The sequence below is a fragment of the Arthrobacter sp. SIMBA_036 genome (assembly GCF_046535135.1).
GTDB lineage: Bacteria > Actinomycetota > Actinomycetes > Actinomycetales > Micrococcaceae > Arthrobacter.
The window spans coordinates 86,151-105,796 of the sequence record NZ_JAWRXG010000007.1 but is presented as its reverse complement, the minus strand read 5'-3'; the positions used below and the strand labels follow the sequence as shown (position 1 = coordinate 105,796).

The window sequence follows — 19,646 nt, the reverse complement described above, 5'->3', positions numbered from 1 at the left end:
ACAAGCCTCCTTATCTTCTAGTTGCACACCATGGTGCCACCGGAATCCCCCGAGGGCTATGTGCATGGGAAGAAGGCCGAGCAGAAGGTCCTAGAAACCGCACACCGATTGCGGCCAGATGCTTCTTAGGCCAACACCAAACGGGTTGAACTGCTCCCGGACAGCTGACACGGAACGCGTTTGTCCGAGGACGTCCATTGCGGGGCGCGAGTCATCTTCGGCACAGGCAAGCGGACCGGACTTCACAGACGAGGCAGCGCCGGCGCTCATTGAGGGGGTCGTGATCTGGTCAGGCATTCCCGGTGGTCCTTCCTGGAAGTTCCCATCAGCTGTATTGGCTGATGTTTCAACCATCAGACCGGCCCCTCAAGAACGACGCCGGGTCATCTCAAGATTCGCTCAAGATTGCCAGACTCTCCGACGCCTGCAACGTCCCGTCGGGCCACGCCACAGCGTCCGCCCGAAGTCTGTTTACGAAACTTCTTGACGCACTACTTGTTTTTTGCAAGTGTGGTTGTGTCCAGTACCGGACCAACCAGACGGAGACCACCATGACTGCAATGTTCGTCAACCTGCCCGTGACAGACCTCGAGCGGGCAAAGTCGTTCTATACGGCGATCGGGTTCAGCATCAATCCGATGTTCACTGACCACAACGCGGCCTGTGTTGTGGTCGAAGAAAACCACAGCTACTTCATGATCCTGGTGCGTGAGTTCTTCCAGACATTCACGGACCGTCCCATCGGGGATCCTACGGCAGCGGTGTCAGTGGCCACCGCGATCTTCCTCGACAGCAAGGAAGACGTGGACACAACGGTGGCCAACGGCCTCGCTGCAGGCGGCTCGGAAGATCGCCCCGCCACGGATCTCGGCTTCATGTACCAACGGCAACTCACTGACCCTGACGGAAATGTGCTCGAGTTCGGCTACATGGAACCGATGGCGGCCGAGCAGGGGCCTGAGGCTTACATGACCCAGCAGGCCTGATCCCGCATGGCTGCACGGGACTATGGGCAGTACTGCGCGATCACCCGCGCGTTGGAGCTCGTGGGTGAACGTTGGGCCCTGCTCATAGTCCGCGATCTACTGGTGGGGCCACGCCGATACGGGGAGCTCGCAGGGGGCCTTCCCCGCATTCCGAGCAATATCCTCGCCACCCGGCTCAAAGATTTACAGTCCGCCGGCATCATCCGCCGGATCCCGCACTCCCGGGTTATCGTTTATGAGTTGACGCCGTATGGCCGGGAGCTCGAACCGATCGTGCTTGCGCTGGGCGCCTGGGGTTTCAAAGCCCTGGGTGATCCCCGGGAGGAGCAGATCATCACCCCGGATTCCATGACGATGTCCCTCCGAACGGCGTTCCAGCCCGACGTGGCAGCTAGGTTCCCGGCCACTTCCTATGAGGCCGACGTCGGTTCCGCTGGATTGCTGGTGAGGGTCTCCGGTGGGACCCTCCAAGTGACGCGTCGTGAGGACCCCGGATGGGAAGGAGCGGCAGACCTTGCCTTTGCAGCCGGTCCGGACATTCACCGGATCATCTCCGGGGAGCTAACCCCTGATGAGGCCGTGGCCGCAGGCGTGGTCAGGGTGTTGCACGGACCAGGCGATCTTTTGAATCGCTTCGCCAGCACATTCCACCTCGCCGCTGCCTGATCCGGGATCATCGGATTTCCCGATAGTATCGGCGAGGAATCCTAAAGACGCTTGGGGGAGTTATATATGACGGAAGTGCTGGGCCGGTTGTCCTTTACCGACGATTCGAGCCGTGACCTCGAATTGAGGGAGTACGGACTGGACCCGGCAACGGACTCCACCTTGCTGCCCAACACCGCCGTCATGAGCGCTTTACAGAACCTCGTACGGCTCGCCGCCGAGCTATGTTCGGCCCCCTTCGGCGTCGTTAACATCATTAGCGCGGAGTACCAGCACCAGATCGGGGCGTGGGGCGTGGACCCCGGCGTCTGCTCCCGCGAGGATTCCATGTGCGCCAAGGTGTTCCTGTCCCGCGAGCGGACCATAGTGTCAGACGCGTCAAAGGATCCCCGGTTCGCGGACAATCCCTTTGTGACCGGGGACATTGGGAAGGTACGCTTCTATGCGTCTGTGCCCCTTCAAACGGAGTCGGGTTTCGTTCCCGGGACCTTGTGCGTTTTTTCGAACAAGACCAATGAACTCAGCCCCCAGCAGGTGGGCATGCTGGAAGTACTCGCCAAACAAGTGGTGGAGCTACTCGAACTCCAGCACCGCACGGTCCAGTTGGACAGGACCTACGCCGAGCTCAAAGAGAGCAACGCCAAGCTGGCGGGGTTCGCGGGCCGTGTCAGCCATGATCTCCGCATCCCGCTCACCACCATTCTTGGATATGTGGAATTGGTGGAAGACGACCCCGACATCGGCGGCCACAGCGTGGCGGCCGAGTACCTGAACCGGATCGGTGCCAGCGGACGGCGGATGCTGGGGATGCTGGAAGACGTCCTGAACTACTCCCGGGTTGGGGGCGGAATCCAACCGGCCCAGTTGTCCTTACAGGACGTGGCTGTAGACGTCATCCGCGACCTCGGCATTGAGAATGACGGCATCGTTGAAGTCCAGGACCTCAGACTTTCCGCCGATGAAGCCCAACTCCGGGTCCTGCTTCAAAACCTCTTGTCCAACGCCATGAACTACCGGAGTCAAGAGCGGGAGCTCCGCATCCGGATCAGCGGCGTATCCAACTACCAGGGTGCAACCCTCTTCGTAGCCGACAACGGTAAAGGCATAAATCCTGAGGACCGCGCCAAGGTCCTGGAACCTCTGGTGCGGTTGCGACGCGAGGGCGATGGACCCGGTTCCGGTTTAGGCCTGGCCACCTGCAGCAGCATCGCGAAGTCCCACGGCGGGGAGCTTAGCCTCACGGAAACTCCGGGTGGCGGAACCACAGTGGCGATCAGCTTTCCGGCCGGCGCGTAGCCGCCGTTACCGGCGTCGGTAATAGCGCAGCAATAAAATCGCCCGCATAAGGCGCCGGCCTACTTGCCGGGGCCGTTTTTCTGCGATTTGTCTTTTGCCTTCTCAGGTTTGGTTTGCTTCCCGCCGCCGGAATCCTTGGCGTTCCCCGCGGGGTGGTTCGCCGGCTCAACGACTGCAGGCGCGGCAGGCGTCACGGGAGCCGGCGCGGGAAGTTGCACCGCAGCTGGAAGATCAACTACTGCTGCCGGGACACCCTGGGGTGTTGGCACGGCTACCGGGGCGGCCGTCGGCACGGCTTCCACTGGCTGGGTCGAGCCCTGACCAGCGGGCTCCGCCGGTGCCGATGTCTGCGGATCGGCTTGGGACACGTTGACGTCTGCGCGCTGGGCGGGCGGGATATTCGCAGAGGGGACCAGCCCGTGCGCGAACATCAACAACGCCAGTGGAACGGTCACCGCTGCAGCGGCCAAACCGCGAACCGTCTTCGGGCGCCGCCTGCCCAGGCTCACTGCACCGGCGACGGCGGACTGGCGCCTGGTCCGGACCGCCAGCGGCGGCCTGGACGGCATCGGCGGCAGAGGCGCCACGACGGCGGCCGGGCGGCCAGGGCGCGTCCGCTCCACCGCCAATGTCTGTTCGACCTCGTGGGCGCCGGGCCGCTTTAGGGGGTCCATGTCTGTCATCGCCGCGAGCAAGGAACGCAACGATCGCGGCAGCCCCGGGGGAATGTGCGGAGACCGGTGCAGCCTCGCCGTCGCCGTCTCCACCGGCGTGCCAGGGTATTCGGCTTTGCCGGTAAGGGCCTCCAAAATGACCAAACCCAAGGAATAGATGTCGCTCGCTGGAGTCAGGTGGAGTCCTTGGGCTTGTTCGGGGCTCAGGTATTGGGCAGTGCCCACCGTGAATCCGGTGGCTGTCAGGCGGTTGTCGTCCATGACAAGCGCGACGCCGAAATCCGCGAGCTTCACGGATTGGGTATGAACATCCCCGCCCGAGACGAGGATGTTCGCGGGTTTGATGTCACGGTGGATGACCCCGCGGGCGTGGACTTCGGACAAGGCTTCAGCGATCCTAAAACCGATATTCGCGGCTTCCCACACTGGCAGCGGCCCATCGGCGAGCACGGCGCGGAGGTCCCGGCCCTCGGCAAGCTCCATGACGAAATACGCCCGCTCCTCGTCATTACGCGTGTCGACGCCCGTGTCGAAAGCAGCCACGAGTGCGGGGTGGTCGAAGCTCGCAAGAAGGCGCATCTCGGTTTCCTGGCGCGCCCGGAAGGACTCATCCCCCGAGCCTGGCAGGAAGAGCTTGATGGCCACGTCACGGCCCAGAAGCAGGTCTGTAGCCCGGTAAACGGTGGACATGGCGCCACGGCCCAGGATCGGACCAAGTTGATAGCGCCCGTCAAGGACACCGCGATCGAGATCGGGGCCGGGGATGTTCCCGGCCTCTTCATTGTTGCCCACGAATTGTCACGCCCTTCAGGCTCACCTGGATGCTTCGGACAGTTACTTGTCCGCCAATGCCAGGCAATGCCGTCGATCATATTTTTTCAGCGATGGCCGCGTGGCCGCCTGCTTCAGCCCGCACGGCCCGAGCAACCCCCAGCCCAAACAGCGTCATCCAGTTTCGCTGGATAAGTCATCAGGATACTTAGTACTAAGGGGGTAGGGCAATGTCACGGGTCTTTTTGGTACCAAATGGCTGACGCCCCGCCAGTGCTTCGGCGGGGCGTCATCGGCCGTGGTGGCCATATATTCGCTGGGCGACTACTCGGAATCCTTGGCTTGGTCCCGGTCGCGAAGGTTCTTGCCAAGCTCGTCAAGCTTGTCCTTGATGCGGCTCGCGGCTTCAGAAAAGCCCTTTTCCGCACTGCTCAGTGGATCCAGTTGAAGGTAGACCTCCTGGGAGATAGGCAGATCATATTCGTCCTTCAGGTGCGTGCCGCCGCCGACTCCGGCAAGGGACAAGTAGACCTGCGCCTCCGTGCGGGCAATCCCGGCGATGGTACCGAAAACCACCGTGAAGTCGTTGGCTTGAAAACTCACCGACTGGCCCACGTGACGCCGGTCCAACTCTCCGGCAGGAACTGCCTTTTCGGATGGACTTCCGTTGTAGCTCATGTACTTCCCCTAAGCGTCGAGAACAGTTACATCAGCAGTCTATAAGGAGACTTACAAAGTGCACCCCCAGCGATGGCAGTGCAGAATGGAAGGCATGACCCTCACCACCTTCGCCCTCGTCCGCCATGGCCAGACCGACTGGAACGCCGAGCGCCGGCTGCAGGGTGCCACGGATATCCCGCTCAACGACGTCGGCCGTGGCCAGGCCCGTGATGCCGCAAGTGCCTTGAAAGGCCACGCCTGGGATGTGGTGGTTTCCTCCCCGCTGGACCGCGCCGCGGAGACAGCGCGGATCATCGCGGGCGAACTGGGGCTCACAGTGGCCAAACACATTCCCGAACTTATTGAACGCAGCTTCGGCCGCGCCGAAGGGTTGCAGGCCGGTCCCGAGTTGGAAGCCCTCCGAATTGCCGACGGCTTCCAAGGGGGCGAAAGCGATCACCATGCAGCAAGCCGTGGACTGGCGGCGCTCGAAGCGTTGGCGCACGAATTTGAAGGCCAGCGGGTATTGGTGGTGGCGCACGGGACATTGATTCGTTTGGCTCTCAGCCGAGCGATCGGCCGGACCTTGGGCAACGTACACAATGCTGCGCTCAATCTCGCCACCTACGATGCCTCCGGCGACTGGCAGCTGGAGTACTTCAACGGCGAGCGCGTGAGCGCCGACGTCGACGCCTGATTTAGCCGGAATTTCCTCCCCGAATACCGACATTAAGCATACGAATTTCTGTATGCTCAATTAAGTCGAGAAGGTGGCTTACGCTAGTCTGCGCCCCGGGAGGGCCTCGACCTTAACCTCCCGGTCATCACTGTCCTGGAAGGGCAGGAACCTGCGTTATGACCGCGATTGCCCTGACAGCGATGGTGACAAGGGCCGCCGATAGTTGGTTTGAGTTGCACGTCACGCAAATTCCCGACCTCGTGGTCCAGTCCCCCAGTCTCGGAGAAGCCGCCCAGGCGGTTCGTGAGGCTGCGGCCCTCGCCACCGGACGTCGCCCGGAAGAGTTCGACGTCGACCTACTGTGGTGACCCCGGGAATCACTCGCGGAGGAAACACCCGCGGACTGTTACCGCGACTCGAGCCGAGCCTTTAGCTCTTCGGCATAATCCCCGTACGCGGCGGCGATTTCTTCGAGATCGACGGTCTGCGGAAAGTCGATCACCGGCTGGCGTTCTGCCAGGTAATCCGCGGTTTCTTCGACGACCAGCTGCTCGTCGAAGCCATCCAGGCCTACCTCCGCGAGGAACTCCGGGTTGGTATGGAACAGGGACTCGCCTGCCTGCCCCTCTGCTGCCCAGCGGAGCAGATACTCGTTCACATTTACAGGTTCAACGACGAATGAGTTTTCCATGTCAAAAGCCTACGTTGTGACGTCCCGCTGCGTTGGCGCTCGACGGCGACCCTCCGCCGTCGAGCGCTTCACGCTTCGGGCGAGCCGGCTAGATTTCGGGACGACGCTCAACAATCGTTTCCGGTGCAACGCGCCGCTCGACGACGGTGCGCCGGGTGCGGCTCGACATGGCGATGGAGATGATCAGCCCCAAGACGCCGACCACCATCAGGATGTATCCCACCAGGACTTGGTCCAAGAAGGGAATGAGTCCGGGGGCGAGCGCGAAAGCCAGAATAGCTCCGATGGCAATCAGGGCAATGGAAGAACCAATTCTCATAACGAGCTCCTCAAGTTCGTTCGGCACGCGGCCATAGCGGACGCGTCCGTAACATCAGGATACTTATGATCATTTGGTCCCGCCAGCATGGTCATCACCTGGAAAGAGCCGCGTCAGCGTTGAGGCAGCCAAACGGACAGGGTACGGTCAGGCGTAATCGATTGCACCGAAGTAAGGAACTGATCCATGGCCAGGATTGAGGATTACGCCCTCATTGGCGATCTTCACACGGCAGCCCTCGTGGGACGCAACGGATCCATTGACTGGATGTGCCTCCCCCGTTTTGACTCCCCGGCCTGCTTCGCGGCTCTTCTGGATTCACCTGAGGCCGGCCGCTGGCTCCTTGCGCCAAAGGGCGCCCAGGGCAACTGCACCCGGCGCCGGTACCGCGAAGACACCCTGATCCTGGAATCCGAATGGGAAGTCGACGGCGGAGCGGTCCGCGTCACGGACTTCATGCCGGTACGGGACGATGCCGTGGATCTGGTCAGGATCGTGGAGGGCCTCGCCGGTGAGGTCACCATGGAGATGGAACTGGTCCTGCGCTTCGATTACGGCACCGTGGTTCCTTGGGTTCGCCGCAGCAAGCATGGCATCAGTGCAGTGGCCGGGCCGGATTCGGCCTACCTCACCACTCCTGTCCCCCTTCAGGGCCGGGACAAGCGCACCTTTAGCGAATTCACGGTGCGGGCAGGCGAGAGGATTCCCTTCGTCCTGCGCTGGGCTCCTAGCCACGAACGGGAACCCCGGCAGATCGACGCACGCCGGGCCTTCGAAACGACTCAATCGTTTTGGATCGACTGGGTGGCGCGTTCCGAAATGCAGGGGAAGTACAAGGAGCCCATCGAACGCTCCCTGATCACCCTCAAGGCCCTCACCTACGCACCCACTGGTGGAATTGTGGCAGCCGCCACCACGTCCCTGCCAGAACAAATAGGCGGCCCGCGGAACTGGGATTACCGGTACTGCTGGCTCAGGGACGCAACGCTGACGCTGCAGTCCCTGCTTGCTGCCGGCTACACAGAAGAAGCCGCGGCATGGCGTGAATGGCTCCTCCGGGCAATCGCCGGAGACCCGGCCAAGCTGCAAATCGTGTACGGGCTCGACGGCGCCCGCCGACTTCCGGAGGCAGAGATCCCCTGGCTCTCCGGTTACGAGGGTTCCACGCCGGTCCGGCTGGGAAACGCCGCGGCCCCCCAACTCCAACTCGATGTGTGGGGCGAAGTCCTGGATGGGCTCTCGCTGACCCGGGCGTACTCACCGCCGGGCACAGTCGATAACTCTTGGGATATCCAGGTGGCCCTCATGGAGTACCTGGAAGGGGCGTGGGACCAGCCGGACAACGGACTCTGGGAGGTTCGGGGCCCGAGGCGCCACTTCACCCACTCCAAGGTCATGGCGTGGGTGGCCGCCGACCGCATGGTCAAGGGTGTCAAGACTTCCGGCCTGCCGGGACCCGTGCAACGTTGGGCAGCACTTCGTGGCGAGATCCATGCGGACGTGATGTCAAAGGGCTTCAACCAGAAGCTCAATTCCTTTGTACAGTCCTACGGGAGCACAGAGCTGGACGCCAGCCTGCTGCTCATTCCGCGGGTGGGCTTCCTGCCCCACCGCGACCCCCATGTGGTGGGGACCGTTGATGCCATCCAAAAGGGCCTGACCGATGACGGTTTAGTACTCCGCTACAACACTGCCTCCGGGCACGACGGACTCCCTGGCGACGAAGGTGTATTCCTTGCGTGTTCGTTCTGGATGGTTGATGCACTTCTTGGTGTTGGCCGCACAGCCGAGGCCACGTCGTTTTTTGAGCGGCTGCTCACCCTGCGCAACGATGTGGGCCTGCTGAGCGAGGAGTGGGATCCCCGGTCCCAGCGGCAACTCGGGAACACCCCGCAAGCGTTCAGCCACTTCCCGCTGATCCACAGCGCCCTGCAACTTCATCATGGCGAGGCACACCACAGCGACACTCCTATGCACCGGCATAAGAGAACGCAACAGGAGGGTGCGGCTACCCTTCGGAATGATCCTCGTCTTCGTTAGCCCGCGGTTCGCCCTTGTGGCTGGCTTCTTCCAGATGCTGGTCCAGTTTTCGTTCGGCTTCCCTTCGGCGCTGGCCTATGGTCCGAATTTGCTGGGTGGTCGGGTCTCCCCGGTCTTCTGACGCTGCGCCCCTCGGCACGGCGGGCTGGCCTTGCTCATGTTCGCCCATCCATCCATCGTCCCATTCCCGGTGCTCGAGCGGTAGCTGCAAGACGCAACAACGCGTCCGACGGCGGCCTCCCGCCGTCGGACGCGTTGCATTAAGCCGACTTGCGCCTAGGTCAGGCTTGCGCCTAGGTCAAGCTAGCGGCGGGTCTCGCCCGTGCCGTCAGTTTCGATGTTTTCCTTGCGGACTTCCTCGTCGACCTGGACGTTGTCCGTGACGGTCTCCTTTTCGAGGCGAACCCGCTCCACCGGGACGGTTTCCTTCTCGACCACGGGGCGCTCCTCATGAAGGGTTACCTCGTGTTCGCTTTCGGTGAGGTCCGGCCCGGACATGGCGTCGCTCGCGTTGGCGTCTGTGATGGGCTCCCGCTCCAAGCGAACTTCCTCGCGCTGGACGGGCACCGTGGTGGTGACGTTTTCCGTGGTGATGTACTTCCGGAGGCGGGCACGGCCTGTAGCCTGCTTTTCCGTTCCCACGTTCAGGCGCTCCTCGGAACGGGTCATGGAATCGCCGCCGCCGGAGGCGTTCACGTCAGCGGTGCCGGTCGCGTTCGTGCCGGACGTGCCGGTGGTAGCCGTGTCTTGGTACGTGTCGGCAGTCCCATACGTGCCTGCGGCCTGGCCGTTTCCGTTGTCCCGCCCCTGGATTGCGTAGTGGTTGTACAGGCGGTCCTCCTCGCCCGGATCCAAGTGTCCGTCGTCGGCTACGCGGGGTGCGTCCTTGATGTGGTCCTTGCCGTAGGGGACAACGACGTCGTCGCCGTCCACGGATGCTCCTTCAAGCGGAATGAAAGACTCGGAGCTGCCGAACAACCCGGTCTTCACTGTGACCCATGTGGGCTCTCCCGTGTCGTCATCGGTGTAGAAGGTGCCAATGGAACCAACTTTGTCACCGTCTGCCGTACGGACGTTTCCGTTGAGGCCCATCAAACGGTCAATGTTTTCCCTAGCGAGCATGATGTCTCCTTGGAATGCGGTTCTGGTGCTGAAAATGCCTGGCGAGATGCTTCACCGGGCCGTTCGAGACGCTGTTACGGGGAATTCCTGAGAATAAATGTCGACCCGTCAACGAGGAACACCAATACCATAAGCATGCTTAGTGTTGCCTTGGCAACCCCTTGGACAAAGATTCACCAAGCTTGCGATGCCGGGCCTGCCGCGCTTACCCTCAAGAGAGGAGAACAACACTTATGCCATAGGCGTCCACTCTCCATTTACTTTCAGGACCAACCAATGCCTGCTCAGCCAGCGCATCATTTTCCCTCCTCCGCTCCGGCCCCTGCGATGACCGCAGTCCGAGTCGACGACGAGGACGCCCACTTCCGAGGCTCCACAAAAAACCAAAGCATTCCGCGCCTCAGCAAGCGCTACCTCCATTGCGGGGTAGCCATGCACACGGGGACCGGGAAGCGAAGCATGCTCATGACCGGCCTCGACGACCGCAGGGTGGATCCTGACCTTGAGGCCTACCTGACCACCCGCGTACTCCATTGCGACGAGTGCGGGTTCCAGATGGAGATTCCGGACTAGGCGGGACAAGCACGTCGACATTTCAATGGTAAGTAGCCTTGCTTTCTAGTGTCCTGTGGTGTTTCGATTGAGGTACCAGGGTCGAGCCGAGGCCCCGGCGCATGATCACCCCACTCCACAAGGACATGACATGGCACAAAGAGATTCCAGGGGAGCAAGCACTCCCCAAGGGCGTACCAATGACATCGTCGCCACTGAAAAGGAACGGTTCGGCGGCATCAAATGGGGCTCAGCGTTCTTCGGCTGGCTCACCGCCATCGGGATGACCGTCCTGCTGAGCGCCTTGGCGACCGCCATCGGCGTCGGCGTCGGCGCTGCAAATTCCACCAACGTTAACCAGGCCGCAGACCAGGCCAGCAAGAACGCCCAAACACTCGGGGTTGCCAGCGGCATAATTCTCGCCATCATTCTATTTCTTGCGTACTACTGCGGCGGATACGTGGCGGGCAGGATGGCCCGCTTTGACGGAGCCCGGCAAGGACTCGCCGTTTGGCTCTGGGGCATCATCGTCGCCGTGATCGTGGCCATCCTCGCCACGGTAGCCGGCAGCCAGTTCAACATCCTCGGCAACCTCAACGGAGCACCGCAGATCCCCGTCGACGGCAGCCTCCTGACAGTCAGTGGCATCATCGGCCTCGTCATTGCCCTGATCGTTCCCCTCCTCGGGGCCATCCTGGGCGGCAAGGCGGGAATGCACTTCCACCGCAAAGTCGACCGGGCCGCCGTCGAGCGTCGCACCGACGTCGTCGACTAGCAAACCCGCATAAACTACCAAACACGCAAGGGCACAAAGCGTCCGACGGCGGCCTCCCGCCGTCGGACGCTTCAATGCTGTGTAGGACAGAATCCCAAGGAGCAGCCATGAGCAGATCACACCGGACGTCCAAACATGAGCCGGACACCGCCGTCGAACTCAACCCCTTGTTCAGCAGGGCCGGTGAGGCCACAATCTTCCCGCGCTTTACCATGCCCGAGGGCGAGTCACTGCCCGCCACCGCTTACCAGATCGTGCACGACGAAGCGATGTTGGATGGCAACTCCAGGCTGAACCTCGCAACGTTCGTCGGGACCTGGATGGAGCCCGAAGCATCGGAACTTTATGCCCAGGCCTTCGACAAGAACATGATCGACAAGGACGAATACCCGCAAACTGCGCTGATTGAAACGCGCTGCTGGCGGATGCTCGCCGACCTCTGGAACGCACCGGACGCAGCCAAAAGCGTGGGAACGTCCACCATCGGATCCTCGGAAGCCTGCATGCTCGGCGGATTGGCCCTCAAGCGCCGTTGGCAACACAAACGGCGGGCAGACGGCCTGCCAACGGACAAGCCGAACCTCATCCTCAGCTCCGCAGTCCAAGTATGCTGGGAAAAATTCTGCAACTACTGGGACGTCGAGGCGCGCTACGTTCCGGTATCAGCGGAACACCCGGTCCTCGACGGCGAAGGCCTCGATCAGTACGTGGACGAGAACACCATCGGCGTCGTCGCCATCATGGGCGTAACGTACACCGGCAAGTACGAACCGGTCCATGCCATCTCCGCCGCGCTGGACGACATTCAGGAACGCAGAGGCCTCGACATCCCCATCCACGTGGACGGCGCGTCCGGCGCTATGGTGGCTCCGTTCCTGCAGCCGGAAATTGTGTGGGACTTCAGGTTGCCCCGGGTAGCCTCCATTAACACCTCGGGCCACAAATACGGACTGGTCTACCCCGGATTGGGCTGGGTTGTATGGCGGGACCAAGAAGCTCTGCCTGACGACCTGATATTCCACGTGAGCTACCTGGGCGGGGACATGCCCACGTTCGCCCTCAATTTTTCCCGCCCCGGCGCCCAGGTGCTACTGCAGTACTACCTTTTCCTTCGTTTGGGCTTTGCCGGATACAAGTCCGTCCAAGCCACCTCGCGCGACGTCGCCCACTACCTCTCGAGCGAGATCGGAGCCATGGACGCGTTCAAGCTGTGGAGCGACGGATCCGACATCCCTGTCTTTGCATGGCAGCTCGCAGACGGCCATACCGACACATGGAACCTCCACCATCTTTCAGAGCGCCTCCGCCTGAACGGATGGCTGGTTCCCTCTTACCCCTTGCCTGATGGGCTCAGTGAAATTACCGTCCAGCGAATCGTGGTCCGGAACGGCTTTACGCGAGACCTGGCATCGAGCTTCCTCACCGACCTGAAGAGGGAAGTCCAATACCTCGATTCCCTCGACGCCCCGATGCCCACCGTCGGACAAACACCTGCCTTCCACCACTAGCGGGCTGTACCGTGTCCTGTGTCAGCTGATCGCCCCGGCTGTGCTGTCCTCGTCGTGAAGGAGCAATGACATGTGCCGACTCTTCGGGCTGCATGCCGGCGCGCACCCTGTCCGGGCCACGTTTTGGTTGTTGGACGCCCCGGATAGCCTCTCCGTCCAGAGTCGTCGGGAACCCGACGGCGCCGGCATCGGAACCTACGACGCCGCCGGGAAGCCGCGAGTGGCCAAACAGCCACTCGCCGCTTGGGAAGACCATGCTTTCGCCCGCGAAGCCCGGGACCTCAAAAGCACCACGTTCTTGGCCCACGTACGCTACGCGAGTACCGGCGCCTTAACCTTGGTGAACACGCACCCCTTCGAGCAGGACGGCCGGTTGTTCGCCCACAACGGTTCCTTCGAAGGACTGCAAAAGCTCGACGCTCACTTGGACAGCCTGGGTGTTCTGGATCTCGTAAAAGGACAGACGGACAGTGAACGCCTGTTCGCCCTCATCACCGCGGAAACCCGGAAGGCAGCACGAGATGTGGGAATTGGAATCGGACGCGCCGTCAGTTGGATTGCCGCAGAATTGCCGGTGTTCAGTTTGAACTTCATCCTGACAACAGCCACCGACATTTGGAGCCTCAGGTACCCGGCAACGCACGAGCTATACATCCTGGAGCGGGAACCTGCCGCGGTTCCGGGCCCCGCTGCGCCCTTGGATGCACGGAGCAAGCGGATACACTCCCGAAGCACTGAGCTCACCCGTTCCAAACACGTACTTTTCGCTACCGAACGCATGGACCACGACCCCGGATGGCGTCCGCTCAGATCCGGTGAGCTGATCCATGTTGGCCCGGATCTGGCAGCCCGGAGCACCTTTCCCTTCCCGGACGCCCCGGCCCACCAGCTCACCCTGGCCGACCTTGAACCCCACGCCGCGGAATCGCAAAAACCCTGACCTCCTTCGGGCGGCAGCTCGGTGTCAGGTTATCGTGGTCCCAACACACCTAGTTGAGGAGATCGCATTGCAGCACATCGTTGACTTCAAAAACGTTTCTACAGAAGGCTTGGAGTCGTCTCCTGTGGTCGATGCGCTCGCCGGCTTGCGCGCCAATGAGTCTCGCTACTACATGAACAAGTACAACCATGCCTTCACCGTCAGCCCCGCGGACGAGGTCCCCGAGGTGATCGAGCGCGTTAGCCGCATCCTGAAAGAAGAACGGGACATTGTCATCGGGTCCCGTCCGCTGGAAGCGACTTCCTTCGAAGTTGACGGGCTCCGCATGGATTACGTTTTCTACGAGTCCGGCCTGTCCATCAACGTCATGTACAGCATCGAGGAGGGCGGCAAGAGGGCTGTGGGATTCAAACTTTCGGAGGGAATGGAGATTCCCGAGGAACTCGAATCACGCTTCAAGTTCGCCCGCCAGAAATCGAAACTTGCCGGTGTCATCAGGGGCTCCTACTTCGTGATCAAAGGCGAGTACTAGGTAGCCCCAGGCCCGTGAGTACCTCCATGGCCGCCGTTTCCGTTTCGCCGACCGCTCAGGTTCAGGTGCTTCGGTTTAGGGAGGTTTTCCACATAGCGCGGATTGCACCTGATGCTTGTTTGGCTCCCGTGACAGGGTTTCTCTATGGGAAACGGCGGGCAGGTACGCGGGCAGGTGGTAATACAGCGGAAGCAGCAGAGTGGCGCCCAGCCCCGCATCTCGCGACGCAGGGGCGGCACAGCGGGGGCCCGGAACACTGCCATGCCGCCGCTTTCGCCTCCTCAGGGACGCGAGCCCTCGCCGGGTTCCTCTACTGACTTAACCGGCATCGGGCAGATCCTGGAGAACTGCATTTCGGGCCTCGACTCGGCACGTTCAGCTGCTGCCGTCGAAGGGCGCCTGATGGACTTCACCGAGGCCGCCGCTTTTGCCGGCACGGTTGAGGAGATCTCCCGGTCCCTGGAGTACCTGCAGGTAGTCGCAGCTCACGCGGTAGCCCGGACCCGGCACGAGGCTGAACAGATGAAACCATCACGAGCGGCGGGGCCAGGGTCACAAGCCGCCAAAGCGCAAGACTACGGCAGGAAACCTGCGACCCTCTTGGACGACGGGTACCGGAACGCAGCGGAGTTCTTGCGCGCCCGCTTGCGGATCGGTATCAGTGAAGCCCGGCGTAGGCTTGCACTGGCCTCCGAACTCCTCCCCCACGCCGGCATCGCCCGTCAATCGGTGACGCCCAAGCGGGAAGAGCTCGCCGACGCCATCGCCTCCGCGCTTGTGCCTTCGCGGTCCGCGACGATCATCACGATGGCCTTGGACAAGGTCACGCACTTCGCCAGCACCGACACGATCGCGGCCATGGAGCGTGCCCTGACCCAGACGGCAATCCAGTCCGACCCCGACTTCGTCGCCACGATTGCCAGGCGCTGGACTGACGCCATCGACCAAGACGGGCCCGAACCCACCGAAGAAGCCCTTCGCCAACTCCAAGGCGCCTTCATTCGCAAGCCCCGCCACGGGCTCCACCACGTTGAAATCTTCGCCACCACTGAACAGTTCGAGACCCTCACCACCGTCATGAACACCGCGACCAACCCACGTCTTCGCACTACCGGCGCCGGCACACCAGCCAGCACGGCCAGCAATGAAGGCACCGGCACAGTCGAAGCTTCCGCTGCAGGCACGGCGGCGCTGAAAGAGGAACCCGCCCGCCCAGTTCTAGACCGACGATCCAGGGCGCAGAGGCTCCTGGACGGACTGGTCGGTGCCTGCAACGTGGCACTGGCCACCGGCCAACTGCCCTCCAACGGTGGACTGCGGCCCCAAGTCACCGTCACGATCGACCACCGCGACCTCCTCCAACAAGTCCAACGCAGGTACCGGGGCCCGTCCAGCGGCAGGGCCACATTCAGCGGCCCAATCCACCCCAACACCATCCGCAAAATCGCCTGCGACGCCGACATTATTCCCGTCCTGCTCGGCAGCGAGTCCCGGGTGTTGGACATCGGCCGCACCACTCGGCTGTTCCCGCCCCACGTCAGGAAAGCCATCACCGCCCGGGACGGAGGTTGCGCCTTCCCTGACTGCACCATGCCCGCCCCTTGGTGCGAAGCCCATCACGTCACCTACTGGTCACAAGGCGGGACCACAAGTACCGAGAACGGCACCCTGCTCTGCAGCCACCACCATCACCTCGTGCACAAAGAACAATGGAAAATCACCGTCATTCGAGGTGTCCCGTGGTTCGTCCCGCCACTCCACGTTGACCCCGGTCAAACGCCGCAGCGGAACCACCACCACAAACCCCTCAGAACGTAGGAGGGAGCACCCTAGGTTCTGTCGGCCCTCATCCACCCACCCGTTCGCCGTCGATCGGAGGCAACGTAATGCTCATCATGGCTTCAGCGCGACGTCGGCCAACCCGTATAGGACTCCGCCAGGTACGCTTTCCCGTGCTCGGATCCAACAACAGAGTGCAGTTCGCCGAGTTGCCGCGCCCTGTCAAAATCGTCCGCACCCGGCACGGTGTGCAGCATGGAAGTCATCCAGTATGAGAAATGCTGCGCCTTCCAGACCCGGTCAAGGGCCCGGTCGCTATAAGAATCCAACGTGGCCGTGGAGCCGCTCGAATAGAAAGAGTCCAAACCCTCAAAAAGTACCTTGACGTCATGGATGGCCAGGTTCAAGCCCTTGGCTCCGGTAGGCGGAACGGTGTGCGCCGCATCCCCGGCCAGGAAAAGGTTGCCATGGCGCATCGGCGTGTGCACGAAGCTCCGGAAAGGAAGAACCATCTTTTCAAGCACCGGCCCTTCCTTTAGTTCGAACCCGTTGCCGTTGACCCGCCGGCGGAACTCTGACCAAATGCGCTCGTCGTCCCATTCGGCAACGTTTTCGTGGGGATCGCACTGGAAGTACATCCGCTGAACGGTTTCGGTACGCTGGCTGATCAGGGCAAAGCCGTTGTCGGAGTTAGCGTAGATGAGCTCATCGGCACTTCGCGGCGCTTCAGCCAGGATGCCGAACCAGGCAAAGGGGTACTCGTGGAAATACCATTTGCGGTTGGCTTCAGGTATCTGGAAGCGGCAGTGGCTACGTGAGCCGTCAGCGCCTACGATGAAGTCCGCCTCAACCTCCACGTCATGGCCTTCCGCATCGGTAAACCAAACCTTGGGTTTGCCTTCGAGATCGTGCACTGTCGTGTCGGTGACGCTGTAGCGCACGTCGCCGACGTCGGCCTCGCGGCGGGCGGCAAGGTCCGCGAAGACATCCGTCTGGGGATAGAGCCACACAGACTCGCCCACGAGTTCCTTGAAATTGATGCGATGACTCTCACCGTTAAAGCGAAGCTCAATGCCGTCGTGCCTGTCCCCTTCGCGCAGAACCCGGTCCGACACTCCGGAGTCGACCAGCAAGTTCACGGTGCCGTGTTCGAGGATGCCGGCGCGAACTGTCTCGTGGATCTGTTGTCGGCTCCGGATCTCCACCACTACGGATTCGATTCCCTGCTTGGCCAAGAGATGGGAGAGCATCAGCCCTGCCGGACCAGCCCCCATGATGGCGACTTGGGTAGTGATAGTCGTGCGTGCCATGGTACTCCTCGCTTCGTTGCGGTCCCCGCCCAAGATCTGGCTGGGATGGATCTGCAATCAGTCTGGCGGGCAGGGACTGCTCGAGGGGTCGTACATTCCGTTGAACGGAAGGCTAATTACGCTTCAAGACGGCGTCCTATGCCGCGGGCTGCGGTCTGAAGTGCGGGGACCAAGGCTTGAAGGCGCATCTCAGCAACGGGCACCACCACGCCCAATGCCGCTAGCGTCCGGCGTTTTCCATCCATCACCGGCACCGCAATTCCCCAGGCGTCCGGGTCCACGACGCCGGCGAGCTGCACATACCCTTGCTGCGCGCCCTCCGCGAGCAAACGACGTACGACGTCGGCAGTCATCTTTCCTGAAGGGTCTCGGAACTGCTTGAGGTACTCGGCTTGGAGCTGGGCCGATTGATGCGCCATCAGGACCAAACCCGCAGATGAGATATGCACGGGCATCCGCCCTGCTACCCGAGCACGGTTGACTATTGACCCCCTGCGCGAGAGACGCTCCACGAACAGAGCTTCCCACCCATCGAGCACAGCTAAATTAACGTTCTGGTTGAGTACTTGTTGGATGTCCTCCATGAACGGCATCGCCGCCTGTCGCAAGGCCAAGGTGGGCGAATTGCGGTTCACGAGTTCCCACAAGCGCATGCCCAAGCGAACGGTGCCGCCGGCGTCGTGCTCCAGTAGCCCATGGCCGGAGAGCTGCCGGACCAGCCGATGGGCCGAGGAGAGCGGCAGGCCTGCGCGCTCAGCGAGCTCAGTCAGCTGGAGTGACGCCACACCTTCAGGGAATGCCTCAAAGACCCTGACAACCCGATCGACAACGGAGTCGCCCGAATCTGAATTTGCCACGATGTGCTCCTCCACCAGAGGCGCCGGAGGTGGCGCCTTCCATTCAATGGTAAGACCAATTGATCGTTAGCAGCAGCCGCGCTGCCCCCGGGCTACAGGGGTGCACCAACCAGCCCCGACTCAGATCGGTTATGAGCTGCGGAGGTTATGAGCTGCGCAGATGGTGAGGGGCGCCTGCCGCGGCATTGCCGAGCACCTGCGGGGCGGCCGCCAGACAGCGTTCGGCAGCACTCCGAAGTGCCGGTAGGACCTCGGCGGCAGAAGCCAAGCAGTGGTTCCTGATCATCGATTCCATTGCGCGGCATTGCGATTCCGCCTCCATAGCCCCAACCATGGCCGAGGAGATCTTCAGGCTGAGCACCGCATCCAGGGTGGCGTTGGTGTCGTGTTGACACAAACCCTTGGAAATCCTGAGGACCCTGCCCGGAAGCATACTCAGGTAGGTCGAAAGGAAGCGTGCGACGGGACGGGAATCGCCCAACTCGTCCCCAAGGCTCCTTAGCGCGTCCAGTTCCCAGAGGACTATTGGCGACGCCGCAGTTTCCGACACCACAGTTTCCTCAGTCATCTCCGGCATGCTCATCATGGCATTCCTTCCGCGGTTGTGCCACCAGTTTGGTAATTGCTAGTAACCGCTCGAGCCTGATCGGGCAGGGGGGCGCCCGATCAGGCTCGGCGGTAGCTGGTTATTTGGTGGTGGCGGTGCGTTGGGTGGCGTTGAAGGCGAAGGAGATGGTGCTGGTGGCGCCTTGGAAGGTGTCGTTGGCGGTGGTGGGGAATGCGGTGGTGACTTTGAGGTTGTCGGTTTTGGTTGCGGTGAGGGAGGTGAGGTTGGTCAGGGTCTGGTTGGCGGTGATGACCGGTGCGGAGGCCAGGACGGTGGTTTTGGTGCCGGTGCAGGTGTAGGGGGCTGTGGCGCCGGTCCAGGCGGTGGAGCAGTTTTCGATGGTCAGTTGCAGGCCGTTGACGGTGTCGGTGGTCAGCAGGGATGCGGTGGCTCCGGCGGTGGTGGTCAGTGACACGGTGTTCAGGTCTGAGTTGCCGGTGTTGGAGAGGGTGACGAGTTTTTCGACTTTGTCTCCGGGGAGCAGTCCTGCGACGGGGACGTTCAGGGTGTTGTTCACTCCGGGGGCGCCCAGGGCGATGGTGATTGTTCCGGCGGTGACGGCTTGGCTTGCCGAGGTCGAGGAGGTGAACGCGCCGTAGGTTCCCATGCCGGCGACGGCGGCTGCGGTGCCGACCAGTGCGACGGAGGCGAGGATTTTCCCGGAGGTGGTTTTGAGGCTGATGGCCATGGGAATCAGTGTCCTTTCGGGAGGCCACCGTTTTCGGGCCGGCCAGTTGATCTTTTCCAGCCTCTCTGGCTGACAAGAACTACTGTGCCGGGCCACCATCAAGAACCACTCAGGTGTTCGATCAGGACATGATCAGGAAAAGCTCAAGAAACCCACTACCCAGGCAACCCACCCGGCTGATCCGGGCCTATGGA

General features: G+C 61.9%; 22 protein-coding genes. 12 read left to right on the top strand and 10 right to left on the bottom strand.

The window, feature by feature from the left end; all coding sequences use genetic code 11:
• Nucleotides 1–551: 551 nt before the first annotated feature.
• From SB659_RS11250 to SB659_RS11240, 3 genes are all read left to right on the top strand, one after another.
• Nucleotides 552–986, top strand: coding sequence for a VOC family protein (locus SB659_RS11250; protein ID WP_410550463.1), 435 nt, complete (start codon nucleotides 552–554; stop codon nucleotides 984–986).
• 6 nt (nucleotides 987–992) lie between these two features.
• A complete protein-coding gene (locus SB659_RS11245) occupies nucleotides 993–1,652 on the top strand; it encodes a winged helix-turn-helix transcriptional regulator (protein ID WP_410550462.1) in 660 nt (219 codons plus the stop codon).
• A gap of 66 nt (nucleotides 1,653–1,718) precedes the next feature.
• Entirely contained in the window at nucleotides 1,719–2,948 is a 1,230-nt protein-coding gene (locus tag SB659_RS11240; RefSeq protein WP_410550461.1) for an ATP-binding protein, read from the top strand.
• A gap of 59 nt (nucleotides 2,949–3,007) precedes the next feature.
• Here the strand turns inward: SB659_RS11240 and SB659_RS11235 are convergent, their stop codons facing one another.
• The gene (locus tag SB659_RS11235; RefSeq protein WP_284978754.1) at nucleotides 3,008–4,414 is read right to left on the bottom strand and encodes a serine/threonine-protein kinase; all 1,407 of its coding nucleotides are present in this window, start codon (nucleotides 4,412–4,414) and stop codon (nucleotides 3,008–3,010) included.
• 303 nt (nucleotides 4,415–4,717) lie between these two features.
• Nucleotides 4,718–5,071 (bottom strand): hypothetical protein, encoded by a 354-nt coding sequence (locus tag SB659_RS11230; protein ID WP_284978753.1) that lies wholly within the window; start codon nucleotides 5,069–5,071, stop codon nucleotides 4,718–4,720.
• 85 nt (nucleotides 5,072–5,156) lie between these two features.
• Here SB659_RS11230 and SB659_RS11225 point away from each other — a divergent pair, with 85 nt between their 5' ends.
• Both SB659_RS11225 and SB659_RS11220 read left to right on the top strand, forming a co-directional pair.
• Nucleotides 5,157–5,750 carry a histidine phosphatase family protein gene (locus SB659_RS11225; protein WP_410550460.1) on the top strand — a complete coding sequence of 198 codons (594 nt, stop codon included), beginning with the start codon at nucleotides 5,157–5,159 and terminating at the stop codon, nucleotides 5,748–5,750.
• Nucleotides 5,751–5,908: 158 nt separating this feature from the next.
• The gene (locus SB659_RS11220) at nucleotides 5,909–6,100 is read left to right on the top strand and encodes a hypothetical protein (RefSeq protein ID WP_284974943.1); all 192 of its coding nucleotides are present in this window, start codon (nucleotides 5,909–5,911) and stop codon (nucleotides 6,098–6,100) included.
• A gap of 38 nt (nucleotides 6,101–6,138) precedes the next feature.
• Here SB659_RS11220 and SB659_RS11215 read toward each other — a convergent pair whose 3' ends face one another.
• Both SB659_RS11215 and SB659_RS11210 read right to left on the bottom strand, forming a co-directional pair.
• The gene (locus SB659_RS11215; protein WP_284978751.1) at nucleotides 6,139–6,423 is read right to left on the bottom strand and encodes a hypothetical protein; all 285 of its coding nucleotides are present in this window, start codon (nucleotides 6,421–6,423) and stop codon (nucleotides 6,139–6,141) included.
• Between the two features lie 88 nt (nucleotides 6,424–6,511).
• Complete coding sequence (locus tag SB659_RS11210; RefSeq protein ID WP_284978750.1) at nucleotides 6,512–6,742, bottom strand: DUF6458 family protein; 231 nt, start codon at nucleotides 6,740–6,742, stop codon at nucleotides 6,512–6,514.
• A 186-nt stretch (nucleotides 6,743–6,928) separates the two neighbouring features.
• Here SB659_RS11210 and SB659_RS11205 point away from each other — a divergent pair, with 186 nt between their 5' ends.
• Nucleotides 6,929–8,782, top strand: coding sequence for a glycoside hydrolase family 15 protein (locus tag SB659_RS11205; protein ID WP_410550459.1), 1,854 nt, complete (start codon nucleotides 6,929–6,931; stop codon nucleotides 8,780–8,782).
• On the opposite strand, the gene SB659_RS11200 is transcribed toward SB659_RS11205, so the two are convergent.
• Both SB659_RS11200 and SB659_RS11195 read right to left on the bottom strand, forming a co-directional pair.
• Nucleotides 8,751–8,951, bottom strand: coding sequence for a hypothetical protein (locus SB659_RS11200; RefSeq protein ID WP_410550458.1), 201 nt, complete (start codon nucleotides 8,949–8,951; stop codon nucleotides 8,751–8,753). The two genes, SB659_RS11205 and SB659_RS11200, sit on opposite strands and share 32 nt — an antisense overlap.
• A 134-nt stretch (nucleotides 8,952–9,085) precedes the next feature.
• Nucleotides 9,086–9,904: a DUF2382 domain-containing protein gene (locus SB659_RS11195; RefSeq protein WP_410550457.1), complete on the bottom strand. Its 819-nt coding sequence runs from the start codon at nucleotides 9,902–9,904 to the stop codon at nucleotides 9,086–9,088.
• Nucleotides 9,905–10,180: 276 nt separating this feature from the next.
• Here SB659_RS11195 and SB659_RS11190 point away from each other — a divergent pair, with 276 nt between their 5' ends.
• The 6 genes from SB659_RS11190 (at nucleotide 10,181) to SB659_RS11165 (ending at nucleotide 16,029) form a co-directional block, all read left to right on the top strand.
• Nucleotides 10,181–10,477 carry a hypothetical protein gene (locus SB659_RS11190; RefSeq protein WP_410550456.1) on the top strand — a complete coding sequence of 99 codons (297 nt, stop codon included), beginning with the start codon at nucleotides 10,181–10,183 and terminating at the stop codon, nucleotides 10,475–10,477.
• A 130-nt stretch (nucleotides 10,478–10,607) separates the two neighbouring features.
• Complete coding sequence (locus SB659_RS11185) at nucleotides 10,608–11,231, top strand: hypothetical protein (RefSeq protein ID WP_410550455.1); 624 nt, start codon at nucleotides 10,608–10,610, stop codon at nucleotides 11,229–11,231.
• A 107-nt stretch (nucleotides 11,232–11,338) separates the two neighbouring features.
• A complete protein-coding gene (locus SB659_RS11180; RefSeq protein ID WP_410550454.1) occupies nucleotides 11,339–12,739 on the top strand; it encodes a glutamate decarboxylase in 1,401 nt (466 codons plus the stop codon).
• 70 nt (nucleotides 12,740–12,809) lie between these two features.
• The gene (locus SB659_RS11175) at nucleotides 12,810–13,679 is read left to right on the top strand and encodes a class II glutamine amidotransferase (protein ID WP_410550453.1); all 870 of its coding nucleotides are present in this window, start codon (nucleotides 12,810–12,812) and stop codon (nucleotides 13,677–13,679) included.
• Between the two features lie 67 nt (nucleotides 13,680–13,746).
• Nucleotides 13,747–14,211 (top strand): phage tail protein, encoded by a 465-nt coding sequence (locus SB659_RS11170; protein ID WP_410550452.1) that lies wholly within the window; start codon nucleotides 13,747–13,749, stop codon nucleotides 14,209–14,211.
• A 144-nt stretch (nucleotides 14,212–14,355) separates the two neighbouring features.
• Entirely contained in the window at nucleotides 14,356–16,029 is a 1,674-nt protein-coding gene (locus tag SB659_RS11165) for a DUF222 domain-containing protein (protein WP_410550451.1), read from the top strand.
• 83 nt (nucleotides 16,030–16,112) lie between these two features.
• On the opposite strand, the gene SB659_RS11160 is transcribed toward SB659_RS11165, so the two are convergent.
• The 4 genes from SB659_RS11160 to SB659_RS11145 all read right to left on the bottom strand — a co-directional run bounded on the left by SB659_RS11160 (nucleotide 16,113) and on the right by SB659_RS11145 (nucleotide 19,452).
• Complete coding sequence (locus SB659_RS11160; protein ID WP_410550450.1) at nucleotides 16,113–17,300, bottom strand: 4-hydroxybenzoate 3-monooxygenase; 1,188 nt, start codon at nucleotides 17,298–17,300, stop codon at nucleotides 16,113–16,115.
• A gap of 116 nt (nucleotides 17,301–17,416) precedes the next feature.
• Nucleotides 17,417–18,157 carry an IclR family transcriptional regulator gene (locus SB659_RS11155; RefSeq protein WP_410550449.1) on the bottom strand — a complete coding sequence of 247 codons (741 nt, stop codon included), beginning with the start codon at nucleotides 18,155–18,157 and terminating at the stop codon, nucleotides 17,417–17,419.
• Between the two features lie 145 nt (nucleotides 18,158–18,302).
• Nucleotides 18,303–18,725: an Hpt domain-containing protein gene (locus SB659_RS11150; RefSeq protein ID WP_284978739.1), complete on the bottom strand. Its 423-nt coding sequence runs from the start codon at nucleotides 18,723–18,725 to the stop codon at nucleotides 18,303–18,305.
• A gap of 118 nt (nucleotides 18,726–18,843) precedes the next feature.
• Nucleotides 18,844–19,452: a TasA family protein gene (locus SB659_RS11145; protein WP_410550091.1), complete on the bottom strand. Its 609-nt coding sequence runs from the start codon at nucleotides 19,450–19,452 to the stop codon at nucleotides 18,844–18,846.
• Nucleotides 19,453–19,646: the final 194 nt, after the last annotated feature.